At 45.0% G+C, this 20655-nt stretch carries 22 protein-coding genes; 17 read left to right on the plus strand and 5 right to left on the minus strand.

Features of this window, described 5'->3' with window-relative positions; all coding sequences use genetic code 11:
- Positions 1 to 10: 10 nt before the first annotated feature.
- Entirely contained in the window at positions 11 to 415 is a 405-nt protein-coding gene (locus ACLWOR_RS09585) for a DUF721 domain-containing protein (protein WP_413940479.1), read from the plus strand.
- Between the two features lie 5 nt (positions 416 to 420).
- On the opposite strand, the gene ACLWOR_RS09590 is transcribed toward ACLWOR_RS09585, so the two are convergent.
- Positions 421 to 1260 (minus strand): trypsin-like serine protease, encoded by an 840-nt coding sequence (locus ACLWOR_RS09590; protein ID WP_413940480.1) that lies wholly within the window; start codon positions 1258 to 1260, stop codon positions 421 to 423.
- A 170-nt stretch (positions 1261 to 1430) separates the two neighbouring features.
- Between ACLWOR_RS09590 and ACLWOR_RS09595 the strand changes: the two genes are divergently transcribed.
- Both ACLWOR_RS09595 and ACLWOR_RS09600 read left to right on the plus strand, forming a co-directional pair.
- Complete coding sequence (locus ACLWOR_RS09595; RefSeq protein ID WP_413940481.1) at positions 1431 to 2015, plus strand: hypothetical protein; 585 nt, start codon at positions 1431 to 1433, stop codon at positions 2013 to 2015.
- 127 nt (positions 2016 to 2142) lie between these two features.
- Complete coding sequence (locus ACLWOR_RS09600; protein WP_413940482.1) at positions 2143 to 3018, plus strand: type IV pilus modification PilV family protein; 876 nt, start codon at positions 2143 to 2145, stop codon at positions 3016 to 3018.
- Between the two features lie 35 nt (positions 3019 to 3053).
- Here the strand turns inward: ACLWOR_RS09600 and ACLWOR_RS09605 are convergent, their stop codons facing one another.
- The 4 genes from ACLWOR_RS09605 to ACLWOR_RS09620 are packed head-to-tail and all read right to left on the minus strand — an operon-like array spanning position 3054 to position 5859.
- On the minus strand, positions 3054 to 3863 hold the full coding sequence (locus ACLWOR_RS09605; RefSeq protein ID WP_413940483.1) for an MlaD family protein: 810 nt from the start codon (positions 3861 to 3863) through the stop codon (positions 3054 to 3056).
- A complete protein-coding gene (locus ACLWOR_RS09610) occupies positions 3863 to 4609 on the minus strand; it encodes an ABC transporter ATP-binding protein (protein WP_413940484.1) in 747 nt (248 codons plus the stop codon). The genes ACLWOR_RS09605 and ACLWOR_RS09610 overlap by 1 nt, the downstream gene beginning before the upstream one ends.
- Entirely contained in the window at positions 4606 to 5361 is a 756-nt protein-coding gene (locus ACLWOR_RS09615) for an MlaE family ABC transporter permease (protein WP_413940485.1), read from the minus strand. The genes ACLWOR_RS09610 and ACLWOR_RS09615 overlap by 4 nt, the downstream gene beginning before the upstream one ends.
- A gap of 36 nt (positions 5362 to 5397) precedes the next feature.
- On the minus strand, positions 5398 to 5859 hold the full coding sequence (locus tag ACLWOR_RS09620; RefSeq protein ID WP_413940486.1) for a hypothetical protein: 462 nt from the start codon (positions 5857 to 5859) through the stop codon (positions 5398 to 5400).
- Positions 5860 to 6091: 232 nt separating this feature from the next.
- Between ACLWOR_RS09620 and ACLWOR_RS09625 the strand changes: the two genes are divergently transcribed.
- From ACLWOR_RS09625 to ACLWOR_RS09690, 14 genes are all read left to right on the plus strand, one after another.
- Complete coding sequence (locus ACLWOR_RS09625; protein WP_413940487.1) at positions 6092 to 8866, plus strand: tetratricopeptide repeat protein; 2775 nt, start codon at positions 6092 to 6094, stop codon at positions 8864 to 8866.
- Positions 8867 to 8874: 8 nt separating this feature from the next.
- Positions 8875 to 9714: a sigma 54-interacting transcriptional regulator gene (locus ACLWOR_RS09630; protein WP_413940488.1), complete on the plus strand. Its 840-nt coding sequence runs from the start codon at positions 8875 to 8877 to the stop codon at positions 9712 to 9714.
- A complete protein-coding gene (gene flgB / locus ACLWOR_RS09635) occupies positions 9711 to 10124 on the plus strand; it encodes a flagellar basal body rod protein FlgB (protein ID WP_413940489.1) in 414 nt (137 codons plus the stop codon). Before ACLWOR_RS09630 ends, flgB begins: the two co-directional genes overlap by 4 nt.
- A gap of 15 nt (positions 10125 to 10139) precedes the next feature.
- Positions 10140 to 10583, plus strand: coding sequence for a flagellar basal body rod protein FlgC (flgC, locus tag ACLWOR_RS09640; RefSeq protein ID WP_413940490.1), 444 nt, complete (start codon positions 10140 to 10142; stop codon positions 10581 to 10583).
- A gap of 90 nt (positions 10584 to 10673) precedes the next feature.
- Complete coding sequence (gene fliE / locus ACLWOR_RS09645; protein ID WP_413940491.1) at positions 10674 to 11018, plus strand: flagellar hook-basal body complex protein FliE; 345 nt, start codon at positions 10674 to 10676, stop codon at positions 11016 to 11018.
- Between the two features lie 21 nt (positions 11019 to 11039).
- Entirely contained in the window at positions 11040 to 12689 is a 1650-nt protein-coding gene (gene fliF / locus ACLWOR_RS09650; RefSeq protein WP_413940492.1) for a flagellar basal-body MS-ring/collar protein FliF, read from the plus strand.
- Positions 12689 to 13723, plus strand: a complete 1035-nt coding sequence (gene fliG / locus ACLWOR_RS09655) for a flagellar motor switch protein FliG (protein WP_413940493.1) — start codon at positions 12689 to 12691, stop codon at positions 13721 to 13723. The genes fliF and fliG overlap by 1 nt, the downstream gene beginning before the upstream one ends.
- Entirely contained in the window at positions 13710 to 14495 is a 786-nt protein-coding gene (locus ACLWOR_RS09660) for a FliH/SctL family protein (protein WP_413940494.1), read from the plus strand. Before fliG ends, ACLWOR_RS09660 begins: the two co-directional genes overlap by 14 nt.
- A gap of 2 nt (positions 14496 to 14497) precedes the next feature.
- On the plus strand, positions 14498 to 15826 hold the full coding sequence (locus tag ACLWOR_RS09665) for a FliI/YscN family ATPase (RefSeq protein WP_413940495.1): 1329 nt from the start codon (positions 14498 to 14500) through the stop codon (positions 15824 to 15826).
- A 14-nt stretch (positions 15827 to 15840) separates the two neighbouring features.
- Complete coding sequence (gene fliJ, locus ACLWOR_RS09670) at positions 15841 to 16290, plus strand: flagellar export protein FliJ (protein WP_413940496.1); 450 nt, start codon at positions 15841 to 15843, stop codon at positions 16288 to 16290.
- A 5-nt stretch (positions 16291 to 16295) separates the two neighbouring features.
- Positions 16296 to 17108 (plus strand): MotE family protein, encoded by an 813-nt coding sequence (locus ACLWOR_RS09675; RefSeq protein ID WP_413940497.1) that lies wholly within the window; start codon positions 16296 to 16298, stop codon positions 17106 to 17108.
- Between the two features lie 58 nt (positions 17109 to 17166).
- Entirely contained in the window at positions 17167 to 19059 is a 1893-nt protein-coding gene (locus tag ACLWOR_RS09680) for a flagellar hook-length control protein FliK (protein ID WP_413940498.1), read from the plus strand.
- A 34-nt stretch (positions 19060 to 19093) separates the two neighbouring features.
- Positions 19094 to 20101 carry a flagellar hook assembly protein FlgD gene (locus ACLWOR_RS09685; RefSeq protein ID WP_413940499.1) on the plus strand — a complete coding sequence of 336 codons (1008 nt, stop codon included), beginning with the start codon at positions 19094 to 19096 and terminating at the stop codon, positions 20099 to 20101.
- On the plus strand, positions 20098 to 20535 hold the full coding sequence (locus ACLWOR_RS09690; RefSeq protein ID WP_413940762.1) for a TIGR02530 family flagellar biosynthesis protein: 438 nt from the start codon (positions 20098 to 20100) through the stop codon (positions 20533 to 20535). Before ACLWOR_RS09685 ends, ACLWOR_RS09690 begins: the two co-directional genes overlap by 4 nt.
- Positions 20536 to 20655 lie beyond the last annotated feature (120 nt).

Here is a 20655-nt window from a genome sequence, read left to right on the forward strand (position 1 = left end):
CTCAACTGCTATGGATTTCAACGATCAGAAACCCAAAAAAAAGAAGTTTGCCGTCGGTTCGGAAGTACTACAAAGTCTTTTCGAAAATGGCAAGTCGCCTTTGTCTGAGCAGTTTATGCGCTGGAAGCTTTGGGCGCGTTGGGAAGAAGTCGTTGGACCTACAATCGCACAAAACGCCGAACCCGTTGGGTTTCAGAGGGGGACTCTGTTTGTTTGGGTGCGCAGCTCAGCTTGGATGCAACAAATGGTGTTCATGCGAGAGCACATTAAAAACACCATCAATCAGAAATTCGAAAATAACTTTGTAAAATATATCAAGTTCACTCTGGATCGCAGAGAAGTTCCGAATCAGGATCAAAACGAATTTAAAGAAATGATTCAAAAGATCGCACCGGAAGAACAAGATAACGACTAAGATCGTTACTCGTTCGCCCAGTGTTTAAGAACGGCATGAATCCAGTCCAAATGAAATTGCACGTTCACGTAGTTGGCCTCAAAGGCACATTTTTCGATTGATTCTGGTTTTTTACCGTTAGGTACTTGAAAATTCGCATACGACATCACACCGACGGTGTAAGTCACACCATCTTTTTCGTACAGAGCGGAGCTTCCAGAGTCACCTTTGCAGGCGCCAGAAGAACCTCGCTGATTCACAACAATCATTTCATCCAACGGATCGTATTTTTGCACATCAAGAACCGTTTTGCGAAGTGTGCCTCCATTTGGAGTGACCAGGCTGCTTGTTACGCCGTAACCGGCGGCGATGATAGAAGTCAGTCCTAAATCTTCCCCTTTTGACGGAAGGTTTACAAGTTCAGTTCCCTCGGGAAGAGAAGTCTCAAGTAAAACCATTGCGAGATCTGCCGTGTGATCTTCTTTGTTGTACAGACGATGAGTCATGTAAGTTTGGCCTCTGATGATTTCTTTTGTTCCATCAGGCATGATCACATCGACATTCAAAAGATCTGTCGTCTCTGGAAAACAGTGGGCCGCCGTCATAAGGATTCGTGGAGTCAAAGCACTTGCTGTGCAAGTTGTGACTCGCCATTTGTAAACGGTCGCACCTTCGTCGTTTGTCGCTTGAGTTTTATCGTACCCGACACGGAGATGAAAAACTTTGCGCGCGACAGAGTCTTCCGCCGAGACAATTTCACCACCACGAATTCCGGCGCTGTTGTCTGCGCTCACTTGCAGTGCTTCATGACCTTCACAGGCCGTTAACAAAACCAAGCTTGAGAATAGAAGTACGATGAGTTTCATAGTCCTCCAAGACGCGTGAAAGACCTGTAATTTAAGGGAAAAGAAGCCTCATTTCGCCTGTAAATTTTCTGACGTGGAAAAACTGCCTGTCAATAAACTCTACAGCGGATTTTGGGGTGTACAACGGAAGTTCTGTTTGTTATTTCCCCATCATCTTTAAGGAGTTTTAAATGAAAGTATCTCTATTGGCATTTGTATTGGTTTTAGCAGGCGCGATGGCTCCGGCGGCGGTTTTGGGAGAAATCCAAGGGCAGGGGTCGATGGAATTTACTCAGGCGGGCAAAACACGTCAGGGCACATGCAAGGTTGCAATGAATGTACACACTTCTGCGCAAGAATTTGAGTTAGAATTCTCGGTTTTTGAATGTGGTGCTTTGGGCTCTTGGAATGATCCTTATGTTCGCTTGTCTGTTCAAGGTGACAAGCTTGTGAACGCGAAAGGTGAGGTCGTTGGGCAAGTTTATGCAGATGGCACTTACAAGTTCACTTTGAAATCGTCAACGCTTCACAAGTATCAATACGAGGATCTTGATTTTAACTGCCGTATCGAAGGCGTGCGCACGCGAACTTTGAAACTGGAAACAAATATCACTTACACAGTTCGCAATGTGGGTGGTGGTCACTATGTAGTGACTCGTAACGAACAACGCGACACTTTAAAAGTGATCACTCACAAAGAACACAGCAACTGCCGTGGATCTCTCGGCTATGATAAAGATCCGGTGGCGTTAAGTTTGAATGTTGTTTTAAGGTAGTCTTTTTAATTACGCGCCCCTTACTTTCTCAGTAGGGGGCATTTTTTCTCTCAAATGGAAACACGAAAGTGTTTCCATTTTTTATTTAGCGAGACACGTCCCTGTATCGTGTTAGACTCGTTTCAATATGTCGGTTCGTACGTTGCTGAATCAAAATGGCTTTTCACTTGTACAGATATTAGTTGGTGTCGGGTTGTTGAGTTTTTTAGCGATGATCTTCGCTAGCACCTCACTTTCCCAACAACGACAGATCAAGCATCTAGAGCGGAAGCAAGACGTAATTGAGCTTCGCAACTATGCCACACTCATTCTCCAGCAAAGTGATATTTGCTCCTGCCAGGTCAATCCGAACTTAACCCAAGACAACAGTAACGATCCGCAATTGCATTTTGATGCGACTGCTCCAGTTGCTTCCCAGCGAATTCCATTTTCAAAACTCAGAACGGGATGTGCCGCCGATAGCACCATTTTGGTTGAAAGCGACACGACTTTGAATTCAGGTCTTCGTATTCGCTCCATCGAGCTTGCCAATCTTCGATCGATTAACAGTTCGCCAACAAATTGGCTTGGAGAATGGGTGATCTCATTTCAAGCTGGTGATGGAGAAATTCCCTTGAAACCCATTCGTTTGGTGCAAAGACTTGAACTTGAAACAGCGCCTCCCTCCACTCCGAATCATCGATTTATCAAATCTTGCTTGGGTGTACAGGGGGCAGGCGTTCATCATGTGGCATCGCAATCCAACGTCATTGGGTCCGGCCCTTTAGGATTAAAGGACATTGATCTCGCGGAATATGGATTTGAAGACACCCTTCCAGATCCGCACATTATGGTTTCGATGAATGATGGGAACTACGATGCTTTAGATGGCAATACCGTCGATGCCTACCAATGCCGCTACACGAAGCTGTCAAAGCTTCAATTCCGTGTTGAATGTTGGACTTCAACAAACACATCAGCTATGGCCAATCGTTCTTCTTTTGATTGGATGGCGTTGCAATAGTTTTGAAGAGGAGCGAAATCTCCTCCTCTTCTAGGCTAGTCTTCTTTTTCGATTGAAGTTCTAAGGAGAGACTTCACATGGTTTTTACGGCTTGAGCCACCCAAGAAGCTTTTGAGCTGATTGTGTACGCTCGGGTCGTTGACCAAAAGCCCCAGTGAACCTTCACCACGGTCGATTTTACCAAGGATAGACTCTAGACGATCCGTCGCAGCCGCAAATTTTTCACCGGCATTTCCCTGCGCCATTTTTTCTAATACGGCTTGAGCGTCTTTGCTGGCGCGACTGAAGTGACCTGTTGCCACTTCGAGGTTGGCCATAGTTTTGACCAAACCACCCTCGGCGTTAATTGCATGAGTGATTTTTTGTAACTCAGTGATGATATCAAAAATCTTATTCGCTTCGCTGCCACGCTCAGAAAGAATTCCGATCAGGTCGGTTGCTTTTGCGATTTCCAGAACATCACCTTCTTTGACCACAGGATTTCTTGGATCACCTGGTATGATATAAACGAATTTATCGCCCAGCGCACCTTGAGTGCGGATTTCTACCTGCGAGCCTTCGCGGATGCGATTCAAAAATTTGGTATTTACTTTTAATTTTACGTCCAAATAATTCTTATCTGGAACAAAGGTGATGTCTTCAACGTTACCGACAACAACACCGGAAAGCGAAACCACGCTACCAACAGCTAAGCCCTGCACTTGCTCAAAGTGTGAATGCAAGCGAGTGTAGCTGGTGAAAAGAGCTTTGTCTGCGCCAAGGAAAAAGATCGATCCTAAGATTACAATCAATCCGACCGTTAAATAGATTCCGACTTTGAGTTGGGTGCTAGGGTGGGATTCCATTAGGCAGTTTCTCCGTTAATAAAGTCTGACATCGGCCCAGTAGGCTCAGTTTTAAGTTTTTCAATTGTATACTGCTCACTGATACGGCCCTGAGCAAGAAGAGCGACCTTATCACACACGGCATATACCGTTGGCATATCGTGAGTGACAAGAATTGAAGTCACACCTTTGGCTTTGAGCTTAAGGATCGACTCCTGAATACGTTTGGTGTTGTAAGGATCAAGTCCTGCAGTGGGCTCATCATACAATACCACTTCAGGATGCATCATCATCGCGCGGGCTAAGCCGACGCGTTTTTGCATACCGCCTGACAAATTTCCTGGATAAAGCTTTTCTGAATTCGGAAGCCCGAACTCTTCCAACTGGTCTTTGATTTGTTTGGCAACTTCTGATTCGGAAAGATGAAAATGTTCGCGCAGTGGATACGCCAGATTTTCATAAACGGTCATTGAGTCAAAAAGAGCGCCACCTTGAAAAGCATAGGCGACTTTTTTGCGAACCTCTATGAGCTCCGTTTCATTCATTGGCGTCACGTCCTGACCATTGATCAAGACTTGGCCCTTGTCGGGTTTTTCCAGTCCTACCAGACTTCGCAAAAGAACACTTTTACCAGTTCCTGAGCCCCCAATAAGCGCCAGGCATTCACCTTTTTTAACGTAAAAGCTGACACCTTGGTGAACCTTCTTTTCGCCAAAGGATTTATGGAAATCTATGACTTCAATCACGCTCTGTGAGTTTTGACTCATATCATTTTCTCCACAATCCAGAAAAGTTTCGACAAAAAGAAATCTCCAACAACAATCATAATCGATGAGACCACAACAGCTTTGGTTGTTGCGATACCGACTTCTTTGGTACCGTTTTTAACCGTCAAGCCAAAGTAGCAGGCAGGAACAGAGATAAAGATCGAGAAAAAGAACGTTTTGCCAAATCCCGAGAGATAATCTTGGATCGAAGATGTTGTTAAAACCTTGAGGAGATAAAATTGGGGATCGAGGTTTAATTCGACAGCTCCGACAATCAAGCCGCCCAAATTTCCTACAACGTTTGCAAACGAAACCAGAATCGGTAGCGTGATCAGGCAAGCGAGAACTCGGGGAATCACGATCTTACGAATCGGGGAGGTGCCGAGAGCGCGAATCGCATCGATTTGCTGAGTGACGACCATACTGCCAATTTCACTCGCAATACCGGCGCTTACACGAGCTGCTAGCATCAAGCTTGTGAACACTGGCCCCATTTCTCGTAAGATGGTCACGGCAAGAAGTTTTGGAATATACAACTTGCCACCGAATTTTTCGAGACCTAAACCGAATTGCAGAGACATCACCATCCCGATGCTGATCGCGGTAATTAAAATTAACGGCATGGAACGCATACCGATTTGGTAAATTTGCTCCACCAAAAGTTTCCAATAGAAACGTCCCGTGAAAAGTTCCTTGACCACGTCACGCATAAGCAGGCCCAATCCACCGAGGAAGTGGAGCATCTCAAGCATAAAGACTGTGAAAGGAAGGGCTAGGTTTTCCATCGTCTAGGGTGCCTTAAAATTCTTTTTGAAATCTTCGAAGTATTTTTCTTCCGTAGAAAAGTTTTTAAGCACGCCACCGTAGCTGAGTGTGTAGTTACAGCCGTTCTTTTTAAAAACCAAAAGTTTCAGTTGCACGGGAACACCATCGACTTCACCTGAAGAAATGCTTTCACGTGCAGCACGACCGTTAAAATCGAAGCCTTTCGCACTGACGGGAGTGATTCTGCTAATAGCGCTTAGAGATTCTGCTTCCAAAATTTGCAAGCTTGGATCAGCTGAGTTTCCGCACTCCGAAAGATACGAAATCGTGTTGCCAGTCGCAGAGCTTAACCACGTACGGTCCGAGTTTGCGGCTTTAATTTCTTTAAAAGGCCGGCCCGGTGAGCTCCATTGCACATCCTTCGCGGTTGTGGTTTTTGAGTTCGGTAGTTCGACGGACACGCAGCCGTTGAGAAATATCATCATGATGCAGAATAAATAGTGGTTTCTCATATCGCCTATTTATCGGAATCCGTTGAAGAAAAGTTAGTCGTTCTACTCCATTTCAGGACCAAGGTCTCTGTCATGAGTTTGTCAGGGATGACAATAATCCTATGAAACTTTTTGCCCATCTTGAACATATTTGCCACGAGCTTGTTGAAACCCCTGGCATCGTATGTGCAACGGCAATTTGCAGGGAAAAGAAGGGGTTCAAGGAGTGAACACTTTGCGATTTGTTGTTGTGGCAGGATGCCTGATCTTTGGTCTAGCTGTGAACGCGGCTGACAAGGTCAATGGCGTGATTAATTTCCAAGGTGACACTGTTCACATGGAGTTGATGGGGCGTCAAAATTGGGATTACGACGTTAAACGCTTGGAACGTCAGGGTAAGACCGTTGTGCAAATGACGGTTCCGTCGGTTGATGAATCCACTGTGAAGTCTTTTTCTACATTTAAAAGTGATTTTGTTTCAAAGGTTGAGGTCGATACAAACGGTCCAGATGGAAAATCTGTGATCTCATTCACTCTCTCCGGAGAAAACATTGATACATTTGACTATTTAACAGATCAGCCTTCGCGTTTGATCATGGATTTCTACGTCAATCCCAACAGCAAAGCAAAACCAGCGCCGGTTGCGGCGAAAAAAGATGAAACAATTCCGACGGAGCTTCCTGCTAAAGTTGTGAAAACAGACGTAAAAGCAAAAACTGCAAAAGGTCGTAAGCCTGCAACAGCGGATGCGTTGACGGTTGCTCCACAAGGTGTGGCAGTCGCGGCAAACACTTTGCCATCTCACGGTGGAATTTTTGATGGTGGCGATCCACAATATGAACGCTTTGCTTTAAAGCCATATGAGATCAAAGAAGACGCGATCATTAAAGCAAAGAGCAATTATTATATCCCGTTCCCAATGCTAGAAACTCCTGTCAGTCAGTGGGAGAAAATCAAGATCTCTCCGACGTTGTACGAGATTTCTCCAAAAGACAGCGAAGAAAACAAACAAGCGCGTTTGCTTCTGACTCTTTTTGAAAAGAAAAGATTCGCAGTTTACTTAAAAACTCGCGATTGGTTCGCCGAAAAATACCCTAAATCTGAATACAATGAATTGATCGACTTCATGACAGCGGATGTTCACTTGTCTTTGTGGCAAGAGGAAGGTCGTGCAAATGAGTATGAAGAGGCAATGCAGCTTTATAAAGAAGCGATCGAAAAACATCCGAAGTCTCCTCTGGCCGAAAGAACATCTCTTAAGCTGGGCTATTTAGCTCTTGAAAAAGGTGATTTCCTAAATTGTCTTCGTTATTTCAACGAACATAACGCAAATAAATCTTACGGGGCGCTGTCGAAAGATCTTGCGCGTTTGGGTTCGGGCCTGGCGTTCATGAAATTGAATAAGTGGAATGAAGCGATTGAAAAATTCGACGAAGTTGAAAAGACGTCGTCAAACCGTGATCTAAAGGTTGAAGCCGCTTATCGCCGTGGAGACGTTTGGACAAAAGCGAAAAACTACGCCAAGGCTGTTGATGAATATCAACAAGCTCTTAAAAAATATCCCGAAGGTCAGAACTATTATCCGAATGCGTTTTTCAACCAAGCGGAATCTCTTTTTGGTCAACAAAAGTACACGCAAAGTATCGATGTCTTCCGTGATTTCATCAAACGTTTTCCAAGCAACAATCATTCGCCGCTGGCAATGACTCGTTTGGGTGAATTGTTGGAAATTTTGGGTGCTGACAAGTCTCGTGTGATGGGCGCTTATCTTGAAACTTACTTCCGTTATGGTGAAAATCCAAATGCGGTGATTGCTCGTTTGCGCTTACTGAGTGCTCGCATGAAAGGCATGAAACCTAAAGAAGTTCAAAACGCTGTTGAAGAAATCATGTCACTCGCGAAAAAAATGGATCTGCCAAATGCGGAACAGTTTGCAACAGTCATGGTCGCTGACGGATATTCTTCACGTGATGAATTCCAGAACTCTGTGGATCTATTGTCTAAATACTACAAAGAGCATCCATCCACAGTCGATGTAAACCTCATCACACGTCGTATTGTTTCCAATATTAACGACAAGATTCAGACAGAGATCGATAATAAAAACTTTATCGCAGCACTTAAAACTCATAAGCAATACGCTGACAGCTGGTTGAAGAATTCAAAACGCTTGGATACAAAATTCAACTTAGGCCGTGCATTTGAAATGGCCGGTGTTCCAACGGAAGCAGAGAAGTACTATAAAGATGTTTTGAATCGTCTTTATGCCATTCGCGGGACTGATGAAGCTCGTGAAGTTCAAGTAACAGAACAAACACCGTCGGAAGATGAATTGAATTTGCGTCTGTCAGGAATCTTGGCACAAGAAGGTAAATTCAGTCAGTCTTATGAGTACTTGAAAGCCATTAAGTCTCCAGAAAAACTTCCGGAAACAGATCAAATTGAACGCGTTGAAATCGCCGTACGTTTGCTGGAAAAAAGAGGCGATACGGAATCGGCAATTCGTTATCTAGGAGAGTTGTTAAAAACTTGGAAAGGTCAGCCGGAACTTGTGGCTGAACCTTACTTGCGTCTTGCCGAACTTCAGGAAAAACAAGGTAAGTCTGATGAGTCTTTGCAGGCTTTGAAAATGGTCGATCAACTTTCTCAAGACTCTGGCAAGGTGGCTCCAGTCACTCATGCCAAGGCTCTTGAAATGATGGGCGATATTTATCTGAAACAAAATAAAACCGATCTTGCCATGTCTTCTTATCAGAATCTTTTAGAGAAGTATGAAGAGAAACGTCCGTTGTCATCTATTCGCTACAAACTAGGTCAGTTGTATTTCAAAAAAGGCGAGATCCAAAAGGCCGCTGATATTTGGAATGAGTTCAAAGGACCTAAGAGTGAATTCTGGAAAAACCTTGCTCACGAGCAGCTTCAGAATTCCGAATGGCGCGATGGTTATAAGAAATATATCAAAAGAATTCCAGCTATGTCTGAGAACGAAACCGGGAAGTAGGAGAAGGAATGTCGTACTTTGATTTTGATGCTTTACATATCGAGAATGCGAAAGCACGCGAAGTGAAGCAACTGTCCTTGCAGTTGGCGGCCACTCAAGCCAGCCTCTTGATCGTAGGTGATGCCGGTGTAGGTAAAACAAGCTTGGCTCGTTACATCTATACGAAAAGTCGTTCTCCACGTTTGTATGTTTTAGAGTGTCGCAATCCAGGTGGTTTTGATTTTTCTAAAGTCGACGGTGGCACATTGATCATTGAAGATTTGGATTGTGCTTCCGCTCATTTGCAAACGGAATTGATGAAACTTATTGAGTCTCCACAAAGACCAAGATTTATCTCCACAACTCGCCGCGATTTGCGTGCGATGGTCAAACAAGAACAGTTCCGTCAGGATTTGTTCTATAAATTGGCAGTCGTGCATTTAGAAATTCCACGTTTGGAAGATCGTGCGGAGGACATGGAAAGTATTGTTCGCTTCGTTTTAGAAGTGACTCAAATCATGCACGGTAAAACAGGCCTGCAATTGACGCCGGAAGCTTGGGGCCGCGTGATGTCTTGGAGCTGGCCTGGAAACATCCGTGAACTTGAAAATGTTTTGGAAAGAGCTGTGGTCCTTGCAAAAAATTCACTGATCCAGGCTCAAGATATTCAACTTGAGGTCGCAAAAGAAGAAATCAATGCTGATTTTGCACCGGGAATGTCCCTTTCTGAGGTTGAGAAGCGTCTGATTTTACAGACCCTCGAGCTTACGGCTCAGAACCGCACGCGTGCGGCTCAGTTGTTAGGGATCAGCATTCGTACACTTAGAAATAAATTGAACGAATATAAAGAAACAGAGGGGGTCCTATGAGCAATGGTCTTTTTGATAAAACAACCAATGCCTTAGCGTCATCACTGGCTTTGCGCCAAATTCGTCATAACGTGACGTCTTCAAATATCGCCAATGCGGAAACGCCTGGCTATCATGCAAAGAAAATGGATTTCGAAAATGCTTTGGCTCGCGCTCTTGATATGGATGGAGCGAATGGTTTGAGCACGAGCAATCCAGAGCACTTCGCTGTGGGTGGGGTTTCTGTTTCTAAAACTAGACCTGATATCTATGAAGACCCAGAAGGTGCTGTCAATAATGACGGCAACACCGTGGATTTAGAAAAAGAAATGTCGGCGTTGTCTGAAAACGCCATCATGTACAAATCAGCGTTGCAGTTGATTAACAAAAAAATGGCAGCACTTAAGTATGCCGCAAGCGAAGGTCGCTAAGGGCGGGGGTAGAAGATGGCTGATTTCTTAACAGGGATGAGAATTAGTAGCAGTGGTATGGCAGCGCAAAGAATGCGCATGAACACCATTGCCAGCAATATCGCAAACATCAATACCACACAAACACCTGAGGGTGGTCCGTACCGTCGTAAAGATGTGGTTTTCGAATCTATGCCAGATGCAAAAAACTTTGGCGAGATCATTACATCAAATGATCCGGCAGGAAGTTTTCAGCGAGTCCAGGTCACCGATGTCGTCTCAGATCGTAAGGCTCCATTGTTAAAATATGAGCCTGATCATCCAGATGCAAATGCTGATGGGTACGTGGCGTATCCCAATATCAATCTTATGGAAGAGATGACCAATATGATACAGGCATCGCGTTCCTATGAAGCCAATGTCAGTGCCGTGCAAGCCTCTAAGGACATGGCTTTGTCGGCTTTAGAGATTGGTCGGTAAACTGGGAATAATGTTCCCTGGACCCGAGTAAAAAAGCAGGATTTTTGACATAGTTTATACTAGAATTTTAAGTAACAGAAAGGTGAAGCCATGGAGGGTTTTACTGTATCAAATGCAAACAGATTCCTTGATACGGGAATGGTCCGAGGAACGGGCGATTCTCAGTCGTTATCAATCGGGGGATCGTCATCTACGAGTTCAACATCCGATGCGGGTAAGAGCTTCGCCGACACATTGAAAGATGCCGTCAACAGCGTCAATGAAATGCAAAAGTCTTCAGACAAAGCGATGCAAGCTTTGGCAACTGGTAAGACTGACAATGTGGCTGATGTCATGATCGCCGCGGAAAAAGCAGATATCGCATTGCGTGTGATGGTGCAAGTACGCAACAAGATCATCGATGCGTATCAAGAAGTTATGAAGATGCAGGTTTAGTTTTAGGGTTGGAGGGGTTTCTTGAATAAGATTTTCGGTGGATTGGTCGTCCAGTTTCGTGAGTTCTTTAAAAATCTGGGACCAACAAAAAGACTATCTGTCATTGCTGTTACTGTCATTGCGGCAGTGGCCCTCTTTACCATGCTGTTTATGGCCTCTGGGAAAGACTACATTCCACTTTTCACAAATATTCCGACGGAACAAGTTTCCACAATCGTAGCGAAATTGAATGAGAAAAATATCCCATTCCAATTGCGCGATGGTGGTAAAACTGTGGCGATTCCGAAAGAACTTTTGCACTCCACTCAAATGACGCTTATGTCAGAGATCGGTTCTCCAAAAATGGGGAATATCGGTCTTGAGCTTTTCGATAAGCAAGACTTCGGCGTAAATTCTTATGCGCAAAGAATCAACTACCAAAGAGCCCTCCAAGGTGAGTTGATGAGAGCGATCAATACGCTTACAGCCGTTAAGCAATCTAAAGTTATCTTGGCCCTTCCTAATAAGAAAACATTCCTTGAAGAAGGTGGTCAACCGTCAGCTTCCGTTGTCGTTGAACTTCATCAGGGTAAAGAACTCGCAGCGGAACAAGTTCGTGGTATCCGTTACCTCGTTGCCAATGCGGTTGAAGGCATGGATGCTGATAAAGTCACGGTCCTTGATGAGCGTGGTAAGGTTCTCACTCGTCAAAGTGATGGCGCAACGGGTGGCAGCAATGAACTTTTAGAGCTGAAAGCAAAAGTTGAAGGCGACCTTGAAGACCGTATCGAAGACATCTTGGTTAAAGTTGTCGGTCATGCCAAAGTTGTTGCAAAAGTAGATGCGACATTAAATCACCGTGTGATTTCTTCTGTTGAAGAATCAGTAGACCCAGATAAAACAGCGATTCGCTCTCAACAATCGGAAGAAGAATCTTTGGATGGCTCTCGTACGAATCCTTCCGGTGTTCCAGGTTCGCGTGCGAATCTTCCAGGTGCGGAAGATCAAGGCACAGTGGGTTTCCGCCAAGACGTTAAAAAGGAATTAAAAACCGTAAACTACGAAGTTCCAAAAACAGTGCGCAACATTCGTGAAGCGGCTGGTAACTTGGAGCGAGTGAGCGTCGCAGTTGTTGTTGACGGTGTGTCTGTCACAACAACTAAAGAAGACGGAACAACAGAGACGAAGTGGCAACCTCGTTCTGCAGAAGAACTTAAAAAATACGAAGACCTTGTTAAAAACGCGATCGGCTTTAAAGCAGAACGTGGTGACAGTGTAAAAATCGAAAATATCCAATTCCAACCTGAAGACTTCTCTGAAGCAGAGAAAATCCTGACAACGCTGGAAAGAAAGAAATTGATCCATGCTTTGTTCAAATGGGCATTGCTGGGTTTCAGTTTGGCTTTGTTCTTCTTCATCGTAGTTCGTCCATTCATGCAATGGATCACAGACAGCTTCCAAGACTCTGTTGAGGAAATGTTGCCAAGAACGATCGAGGAACTTGAAGAACTTCAATCTGTTGATAACACGCTTCCTGGTATGTCGACCGCTCTTCCAGTTTTACAGGAATCTATTGATCCTGAAAAAGCCGAGAGTGAACTTCTTAAAGACCGTATCATGGTAGCGATGCAAAAAGATGAAGAGAAAGCGGCAAATGCTTTCGGTATGTGGCTTGTTAGGAAGGATACTTAATGAAACTACATAAGTCGGATAATATTGAATACGAACAGCTTAAGGGCTTTGATAAGGCCGCAATCCTTATCAATTATCTTGGCCGTGATGCTGTGAAAGTTCTTTTGCGCCGTATGGACGACGCTGATATCCGTAAGCTCATCAATCAGATGAGTAAATTGCGTGTCGTTCCTGTGCACGTGACAAAGCGTGTGCTTGAAGAGTTCTATGAAATGGTTTCTGAGACTGAAGATTATATCTTTTCCGAAGCGATCTCTTCCAAAGACACGATTGTCGATGCTTTGGGTGAGGAGCGCGCACGTGGTATCCTGGGTGGTTTGAATATCACTTCCGGCGGATCACGTTCTCTTGAGTCTCTTGAAATGGTCGATGCGAAATCATTGGCAACATTCCTTGTGAATGAGCATCCGCAAACTGTTGCGGTGATCTTGGCTCACTTAGAGCCAGAGAAAAAAGGTGAGGTTCTAAAACGTCTTCCAGAAGCATTGCAAGCGGAAGTCGTTCTTCGTATGGCCAATCTTGAGCACGTGGACCCCGAACTTATTGCTGAGATCGACCGCGTGTTGAAACATCAATTGGCGAATACTGCGACTGTTGAACAAGCAGCTCTTGGTGGTGTTCAGCCGGTTGCTGAAATGCTCAACGTTATGGATAAAAACACCGAGACTGCGATCATGTCGCGTCTTGAAGAAAAAGATCCACTCTTGGCTGAAGAGATTCGTAAGCTTATGTTCGTATTCGACGATATCGTCAAAATCGACGATCGTGGAATCCAAGCGCTTCTCAAAGAAGTTCAGAACGACAAGCTTCTTTTGGCTCTCAAAACAGCGAGCGAAGATATTCGTGCAAAAATCTTCAAAAATATCTCTGCTCGTGCGGCCGAGATGTTGCGCGAAGATCTATCGAACATGGGACCTTCTCGTTTGTCAGATGTCGAACAGGCACAACAAGAGATCGTCAATGCAGCTCGCCGTCTAGAGGCGGAAGGCAAGATCCTAATTGCAAGAGGTGGTTCGGAAGATGCAATGGTCTAATCGTCAGGCAAAGTCAGTTCTGGATAAGGAAGTGGCGGAAAAAACCGTGTTGGAATTCGTTCCAATGCGCTTTGACTTGGGCGCACCCGAGCAGGCTCTTAACTACTTAACTGAAAAAGGCCGTGGTTCTGATTTCCGCATGAACGATGCGGTTCGTGTGCAAACAGGTGTCGACCAAGTCGAACACATGAGTGAACAAGAAAAAATCGAAGCTGGCGCACTTGAAAAACTCAAAGAGATTCAAGAAGGTGCTTATCAAGAAGCTTATCAATTGGGTCTTGAAGAGGGGCGTAAGGAAGCTTTCCAAAAAGTTTCCGCTGAGATTCGGGAAAAAATGGAAACCTTTGACAGTTTGATTTTGGCTATCAAAGGAATGAAAAAAGATATGGCGGCTTTCAACGAGAGTCACCTCATTAAACTCATGTTCCAGATGGCATCGCGTATCGCGAAGGCTGAGCTTAAAGACAATAATGAAGCGATGATTGAAGTTTTGCGTGATGCCGTCGGTCTCGCGCAAGACGAAGAAAATATCACGGTTCATGTGTCACAATCACAGTTCGAATTTATGGAAGAGCTGAAAAAAGAAATGGGTCGTGATTTTGAATTCATCAAAAAGATCCGTTTTGAGCCCAATGTCGAAATCGCGGATGGCGGTTGCATTGTGGAAACAAACTATGGCGAAGTCGATGCTCGTATTGAGCAACGTCTTGAGCAATTGTGGTCCGTACTTTCAGAAAACATTCCTAAAGTTAAAGATAAAATTGCAGGCTAAAAATGAGTGATCTCGCTCTTCAGATTGAAAAATACAGTGAACTTGTTGACCTCGTCCACTTGACTCGCGACAGCGGTAAGGTGACTGAGGTCAATGGTATGTTGATCAAGGGGTATCTCCCTGGAGCGAGCGTTGGTTCCATTGTGCAGATCAGTCCTGCGGGCATGGATAAAAGCTTTCTTGCCGAAGTGGTGGGATTTAAAGATAAGCATGTTTTGATGATGGCTCTCAATGATATGAGAGGCGTTGCCTTAGGTTCTAAAATTACTCTTTCTCGTCAAATTGCCACTGTTCGTGCGGGCGATGAACTCTTAGGTCGCGTGGTGGATGGTTTAGGTCGTCCTTTGGACGACGGTGCTGAAATCGAGAACTTCCGTGAGGTGCCTCTTTATAGCGAAGTTCGCAATCCTTTGGATCGCCGGCCTATTCGCGAACCTATCGATTTGGGGATTCGGGCCATTAATGGAGCATTAACCGCGGGGCTTGGCCAACGTGTCGCTATTATGGCGGGTTCCGGTGTGGGTAAGTCCGTCCTTTTGGGGATGATGGCACGAAATACCAATGCCGACGTCAACGTGATCGCCATGATCGGCGAACGGGGTCGTGAGGTGCGTGAATTTATTGAGCACGATTTGGGACCTGAAGGGATGGCTCGTTCGGTTGTTGTCTGTGTGACAAGTGACCAGAGTCCGCTTCTGCGGATGCGTGGTGCCTATGTGGCTACAGCATTAGCTGAATACTTCTGTGCTCAAGGAAAGAATGTTCTTTTGATGATGGATTCAGTGACTCGTTTTGCAATGGCTCAACGTGAAATCGGTCTCAGCACCGGTGAACCGCCATCACAAAAGGGTTATACGCCAAGTGTGTTCGCCACTCTTCCAAAACTGTTGGAACGTGCAGGGAACTTTGAAGGCCAAGGCAGTATCACAGGTTTCTATACGACCCTTGTTGAAGGGGATGATATGAATGATCCGATCGGGGACTCCGTTCGTTCGATCGTAGACGGTCACATCGTTTTAAGTCGTACATTGGCGCAAAAAGGCCATTTCCCAGCAATTGATATCATGCAGAGTGCAAGTCGTGTGATGAGAGCGGTTTCGTCTCCAGAACACGCGAAACTGGCGCAAAAGCTGCGTGAGACTCTTGCGGTCTATAAGGAAGCTGAAGATTTGATTAATATTGGTGCTTACAAAGCTGGTTCCAATCCCAAGATTGACCGAGCGGTGCGCGTGATTGATCAGGTCAATGACTTCCTCAAACAAAGAGTCGAAGACCCAACGAACTTCACATCGACAGTTAGAATGATGCAACAGATTCTGATGAATGCTTAATCTAAGGGGGCTTGGTGAAATTTAAGTTCCCACTGCAAAAAGTTCTCGAGCATCGCAAACTTCGTGAAAATCTCGTCAAAAAGGACTTTCAAGAAGCGCAGTCACTTTTAAATGAACAAGTTGAAATCCTGAACAAAATGAATCAGGACGTGGCAAATGCCTATGATCAAATCGGCAAGCTTACGAAAATGGGTGGGGCCCAAGGTCCAGCACTCGAACAAATTCACGAATTTCTAAAGGGCCAGCGCCGTCGTATCCACACCCAAGAGCAAAAAGTTCAAGAATTCGAAAAATTGGTCGAGGCCAAGAGAGAGATTTTGCGACAAGCCGCTCAGGAATATAAAATTATGGAAAAGATGCGAGAAAATAAGTTCGAGGACTATCGTCAAGAGCGGCTCGCCCAAGAGCAGAAAGAAAATGACGAGCAGAGTATTCTGCGCTTCAAGGCTGTGAAGGAAAGTTAAACTATATGAAAAGCGGCTACGATCAGTTTTTTAAGAACGCAAGACAAGCGGCGAATAAGACTTCTGGGGTGAAATTTAATAAACACTCGACTTCGCCACGTTTAAATTTAGATCTTGCTTCTGAAGACGTTGAAGAGCAACTGCGCCGCCGTTTAAAAGTTCAAGCTCCTCGCAAAAAGAAAAAAGCCTCTGTTCCTTGGAAAATGATCGGTGTCTCTTTCATGGGACTTTTGGTTGCTGTTTGGGGATTTGAAAATCACGAAGAAGTTGAAAAAATGATCAAGCGTGTGGAAGTCACCATGACAGGTGAAGCCTACGCAGAAGCGCCAGCGGCTCCAACAAAGCCCGCGACGGAAAAAGCCTTGGCAGAGGCCATTCCAGCTCCGCCGACTGCGACAATGTCAGCGTCTGATTTGGATCATTTGCAAAAACTCAATGAACGTAAAAAAGAACTCGATGCAAGAGAAGAAGAACTCAATCGTATGGAAACGGAGCTTCAAGCGCAAAAAGGGGAACTTGAAAAGCGCATGAAGGAACTTGAAGAAATGCGCGGTAAGATTTCTTCAATTCTTGAAGATCGCGTAAAAGTTGACGATCAGAAAATCGATACCTTGGTCCAAATGTACTCCAATATGAAGGCGCCACAGGCGGCTAAAGTCTTTGAGACAATGGACGAGGATTTGGCAGTTGAAATACTTGGTCGTATGAAAAAGAAGAATGCTGCTGATATCATGAACTTACTGAAGCCTGAAAAGGCTCAGGTTTTATCTGAAATGTTTGCGGGTTACAAAAGACGTTCACCTGCGAGCGCCAGATAATTTTTTGATGTGATTTAGAGAGAGAACATAAAACTTTTTTCTATGGAAGGAGGAAGGTTTGTTACAGAACATCGCAGTCGGATCACCGATGGTTGCGATGGCCGAAGCGAAGTCAAATTTAGAGGGAAAATTCTCTGAAAAAGATTTCAAGAAGAATGCAGATTCCGATTCTTCGTTCAAAGAAACGCTGGGTGCGAAGTTAAGCAAACCCGAGCGACCGGAAAAGCCGGAGCGAACGGAAAAACAAGAATCAACTCGCGGCGAGATGAGATCGGACGAAAAACGATCGAAACCCGAAGCGCAGAAGGAAGACAGCAAAGAGGCCGTCAAACCAGAGGGACAAGGAAGCAAGAAAGCTTCGACGCGACAGAAAGCCATTCAAGAATTCATGGACTCTTTCGAGAGTGAATTCGAAATTCCTCCCACGCGACTCGTGGAAGCAATGGCGAACCTGGACGACGCCGAACTTACAAAATCCCCTGAAGAAACAGTCAATGCTGTGATACAGCAGCTTGATTTGGACGACAACGACGCTGAGAAAGCACGTGCTATGTACGCCGCTTTGTTAGTGCAGTTGCAACAAACGTCACAGCCACCAAAACCTGTTCCGTTGACAGAAACAACGATGAACACGGGTGTGGGTGCTGAGAGCATGCAATTGCGTATAGCGGCTGCTCAAAACAAACAAGCGGCCGTGACGAAGTCAGTTGATAAAATCAACGATAAGTTCTGGATGCGTTCTGAGCCTAAGGCAACAGCAACACCAATGGGTGGTGCAGACCCAATGGGTTCAAACTTAGCGCAAAGACTTATGATGGATGAATCCTCATTTGCAGAGCCTACAGACGATGTTCTTTCGATGGCAGAAGGAATGGAACAAGCAGCTCCTGTCCCGACGGCACAGCCTCCAGCTGATATGCCAAAGATGGAAGAGCTACCTCCACATCTTCAGGGCCAAATGAAGGAATCTCTAGCACCAGGCTTGCTGGCAGCTCTTGCTGCTCGTAAAGCGGAAATGGCGGCCGCTGCTGCTGAAAAAGCAGAAGGCGCTCAAGCTCAAGGTTCTGAAGAAGTGTCGGCTGATTTGATGCAAGAGTTCTCAGATGCGTTGAAAGGCCCTAAAGGAACTGAAAAACCTTTGGACCCTCAGGCGTTGCAAGCATTGATGCAAAAAAATCAGATGATGCAACAGCAGGATTCGCAAGGTCAGTCCTTCTTAAAGAATTCTCAAGAGTTCTTTAAAGGGATGGCGAATCCAGCGAAAGCAGAATCGGCAGAAAAATTAGTTACAAAAGCCGGAGAATTTAAACACAGCCTGACGGGTATTGAAGGTTTGCAAGCTCAGCCAATCAAAGGTGAATCATTGAGAATGGATCCTTTGGCAATGGCGGGTGCTCCAGCGCCTACTGGACAAGCCAATCCAGCGGACTCGGATGCAGCGGTTAAACAACTGATGAACCAAGCTCAGTATCTTATTAAAAAAGGTGGCGGCGAGGTTAAAGTTGAGATGACCCCTGAAGGCATGGGTACGATTCACCTGAAGGTGATGATGCAAGATGGAAAAGTAAATCTTCATATGGCGGCGGATACGCAAGAAGCCAAAAAGACGATTGAAACTGGTCTAGCTGACCTAAAAACCAGTCTTGCTGCCCACAAATTATCCGTGGAAAATGTAAAGATCGACGTCGTGAATAACGTGTCGACTGATACAGCGACGCAAAATCAGAATAATATGAATAACGGAAACGGTCAGCAAAGAGAAGCTCGCCAGTTCTGGAACCAGTTTAACGAAAACTTTGGTTCACAAGGACGCCGTGAATCTTATTCGGAACTGCCAGGATTGAAATCCTACGGACGTCGTCGTGATGATCTTCAACCAATCGAAGTGTCTTCGAAAGAAAGACCTCGTGCAATTGAAGGCAAGGGCAGTGGATTGAATCTTGTCGCCTAAGAAGGATTCTTAGGTTTTTAGAAAAGGAGTTCGCATGACAATGGTGAACGCAAAATTGGGAGTGAATGCATTTGGCGCGACGGCAGCAAAGCCCGAGTCGACAGGCAATTCAGGCAACATCAGTGCCCATGATAAATCAAAAGTGGGTGAAGAAGATGTTGGTTCGGTCTTAAATAAGATCGCGGATCCCAATTGGACAGATCCATCGAAAAAAATGCGTACGACAGGAAATCCAAATCTGGATAAGGATGCTTTCTTTAAGCTGATGCTTGCGCAGATGAAAAATCAAGATCCGACAAATCCAATGAAGAGCCATGAGATGGCTGCACAGCTTGCGAACTTCTCATCACTCGAGCAAATGCAAAACATGAACAGAACGCTCGAAGAGTTGAAAAATGGTCAAAAGCCAGCAGAAAATTTCCAAGCTCTAAATTTGATCGGCAAAGCAGTTGCCGGGGATTCTTCGAAAATTGTGCGTAGTGCGGCTGATAAGGATCATGACTTCCGCTTCAACCTTCCGGTTGATGCTGCAGAAGTGCAAGTGAAAGTGCGCGATGGTGAAGGGAATGTTGTTCGCACATACAATCTGAAAGGATTGAAAAAAGGAGACAACAAACTTACTTGGAATGGTGAAGACGATCGTGCAATGAAAACACTTCCTGGTGAATATCAATTCATCGCTGAAGCAAAAACCGCAGATGGTAAAAAGCTTGGAATCAAAACTGATTTCGATGGTGTGATCACGGGTGTGAGTTATTCGAGCGAAGGACCTGTTCTAAACGTAGGAAACCAAGCGATTCGTTTCCGCGACGTGAAGAAGATCACAGACCCTCGTCTTATGAGTAACGACCAGAAAGTAAATGATGTTACAAACCTAGACTTGAAGAAAGATGATGTCATAGAACAAACTAAAAAAGAGGGAAGTGTAGAGCAACAAAAGGCTCCAACTCCCGCTGTAGCTATGGCAAAATCTAACATCATGGAAAGCGTCGGATTGTCGCGAGAAATGATGGATAAAATCGCCAAGGAGACAGCGAGATAATGGACTTAAAAAAGTTACAGACACTAGACAGTTTAACTCCTCAGACGCCGGTTAAAGTAAGAAAGCCGGTTGATGTTGGAAGTGGACCGTCCTTCAAAGACACTCTGGATAAGGTTGGCGGACAAGCTCCGATAAATCTGAACCAGATGCCTTCGCTAGGAGCTGGCAAGCTTCCAAATGAAGGAGTGAAGTTCTCGAATCACGCGATTGAGCGAATGAGAACTCGGGGCATCAGTTACAGCCCAGAGGATATCACGAAACTCGGCGATGCGATTCAAAGAGCGGCGGCAAAAGGTTCGAAGGATTCATTGATCTTGATGAATGACTCCGCACTGATTGTCAGCGTGAAGAACAACACGGTTGTGACAGTAATGGATAAAAACGCTTTGAAAGAAAATGTTTTTACCAATATTGACTCAACAGTTGTCTTATAAAGAAAGTGGTCAAACTGCCAAAGCTTAGAATGAGCTGAGGTAGAAGAAAAATTAAATATTAGGGCTGGTCCTCGTAGAGGAGGCCCTCCAAATGATGGTTCTCGAATAGAACTGTCGCGA

The organism is Bdellovibrio sp. HCB2-146, from assembly GCF_047345725.1.
Classification (GTDB): Bacteria; Bdellovibrionota; Bdellovibrionia; order Bdellovibrionales; family Bdellovibrionaceae; genus Bdellovibrio.

Excerpts from the sequence above, each read along its gene's own strand:
- flgB (WP_413940489.1), top strand. The coding sequence starts at position 9,711 with ATGAGCAATGGTCTTTTTGATAAAACAACCAATGCCTTAGCGTCATCA.
- ACLWOR_RS09590 (WP_413940480.1), bottom strand. The coding sequence starts at position 1,260 with ATGAAACTCATCGTACTTCTATTCTCAAGCTTGGTTTTGTTAACGGCC.
- ACLWOR_RS09610 (WP_413940484.1), bottom strand. The coding sequence starts at position 4,609 with ATGAGTCAAAACTCACAGAGCGTGATTGAAGTCATAGATTTCCATAAA.
- ACLWOR_RS09685 (WP_413940499.1), top strand. The coding sequence starts at position 19,094 with ATGACAATGGTGAACGCAAAATTGGGAGTGAATGCATTTGGCGCGACG.
- ACLWOR_RS09630 (WP_413940488.1), top strand. The coding sequence starts at position 8,875 with ATGTCGTACTTTGATTTTGATGCTTTACATATCGAGAATGCGAAAGCA.
- ACLWOR_RS09600 (WP_413940482.1), top strand. The coding sequence starts at position 2,143 with ATGTCGGTTCGTACGTTGCTGAATCAAAATGGCTTTTCACTTGTACAG.
- fliG (WP_413940493.1), top strand. The coding sequence starts at position 12,689 with ATGAAACTACATAAGTCGGATAATATTGAATACGAACAGCTTAAGGGC.
- flgC (WP_413940490.1), top strand. The coding sequence starts at position 10,140 with ATGGCTGATTTCTTAACAGGGATGAGAATTAGTAGCAGTGGTATGGCA.
- ACLWOR_RS09615 (WP_413940485.1), bottom strand. The coding sequence starts at position 5,361 with ATGCTTGAGATGCTCCACTTCCTCGGTGGATTGGGCCTGCTTATGCGT.
- ACLWOR_RS09675 (WP_413940497.1), top strand. The coding sequence starts at position 16,296 with ATGAAAAGCGGCTACGATCAGTTTTTTAAGAACGCAAGACAAGCGGCG.
- ACLWOR_RS09620 (WP_413940486.1), bottom strand. The coding sequence starts at position 5,859 with ATGATGATATTTCTCAACGGCTGCGTGTCCGTCGAACTACCGAACTCA.
- ACLWOR_RS09595 (WP_413940481.1), top strand. The coding sequence starts at position 1,431 with ATGAAAGTATCTCTATTGGCATTTGTATTGGTTTTAGCAGGCGCGATG.
- ACLWOR_RS09585 (WP_413940479.1), top strand. The coding sequence starts at position 11 with ATGGATTTCAACGATCAGAAACCCAAAAAAAAGAAGTTTGCCGTCGGT.
- fliE (WP_413940491.1), top strand. The coding sequence starts at position 10,674 with ATGGAGGGTTTTACTGTATCAAATGCAAACAGATTCCTTGATACGGGA.
- ACLWOR_RS09665 (WP_413940495.1), top strand. The coding sequence starts at position 14,498 with ATGAGTGATCTCGCTCTTCAGATTGAAAAATACAGTGAACTTGTTGAC.
- ACLWOR_RS09605 (WP_413940483.1), bottom strand. The coding sequence starts at position 3,863 with ATGGAATCCCACCCTAGCACCCAACTCAAAGTCGGAATCTATTTAACG.
- ACLWOR_RS09660 (WP_413940494.1), top strand. The coding sequence starts at position 13,710 with ATGCAATGGTCTAATCGTCAGGCAAAGTCAGTTCTGGATAAGGAAGTG.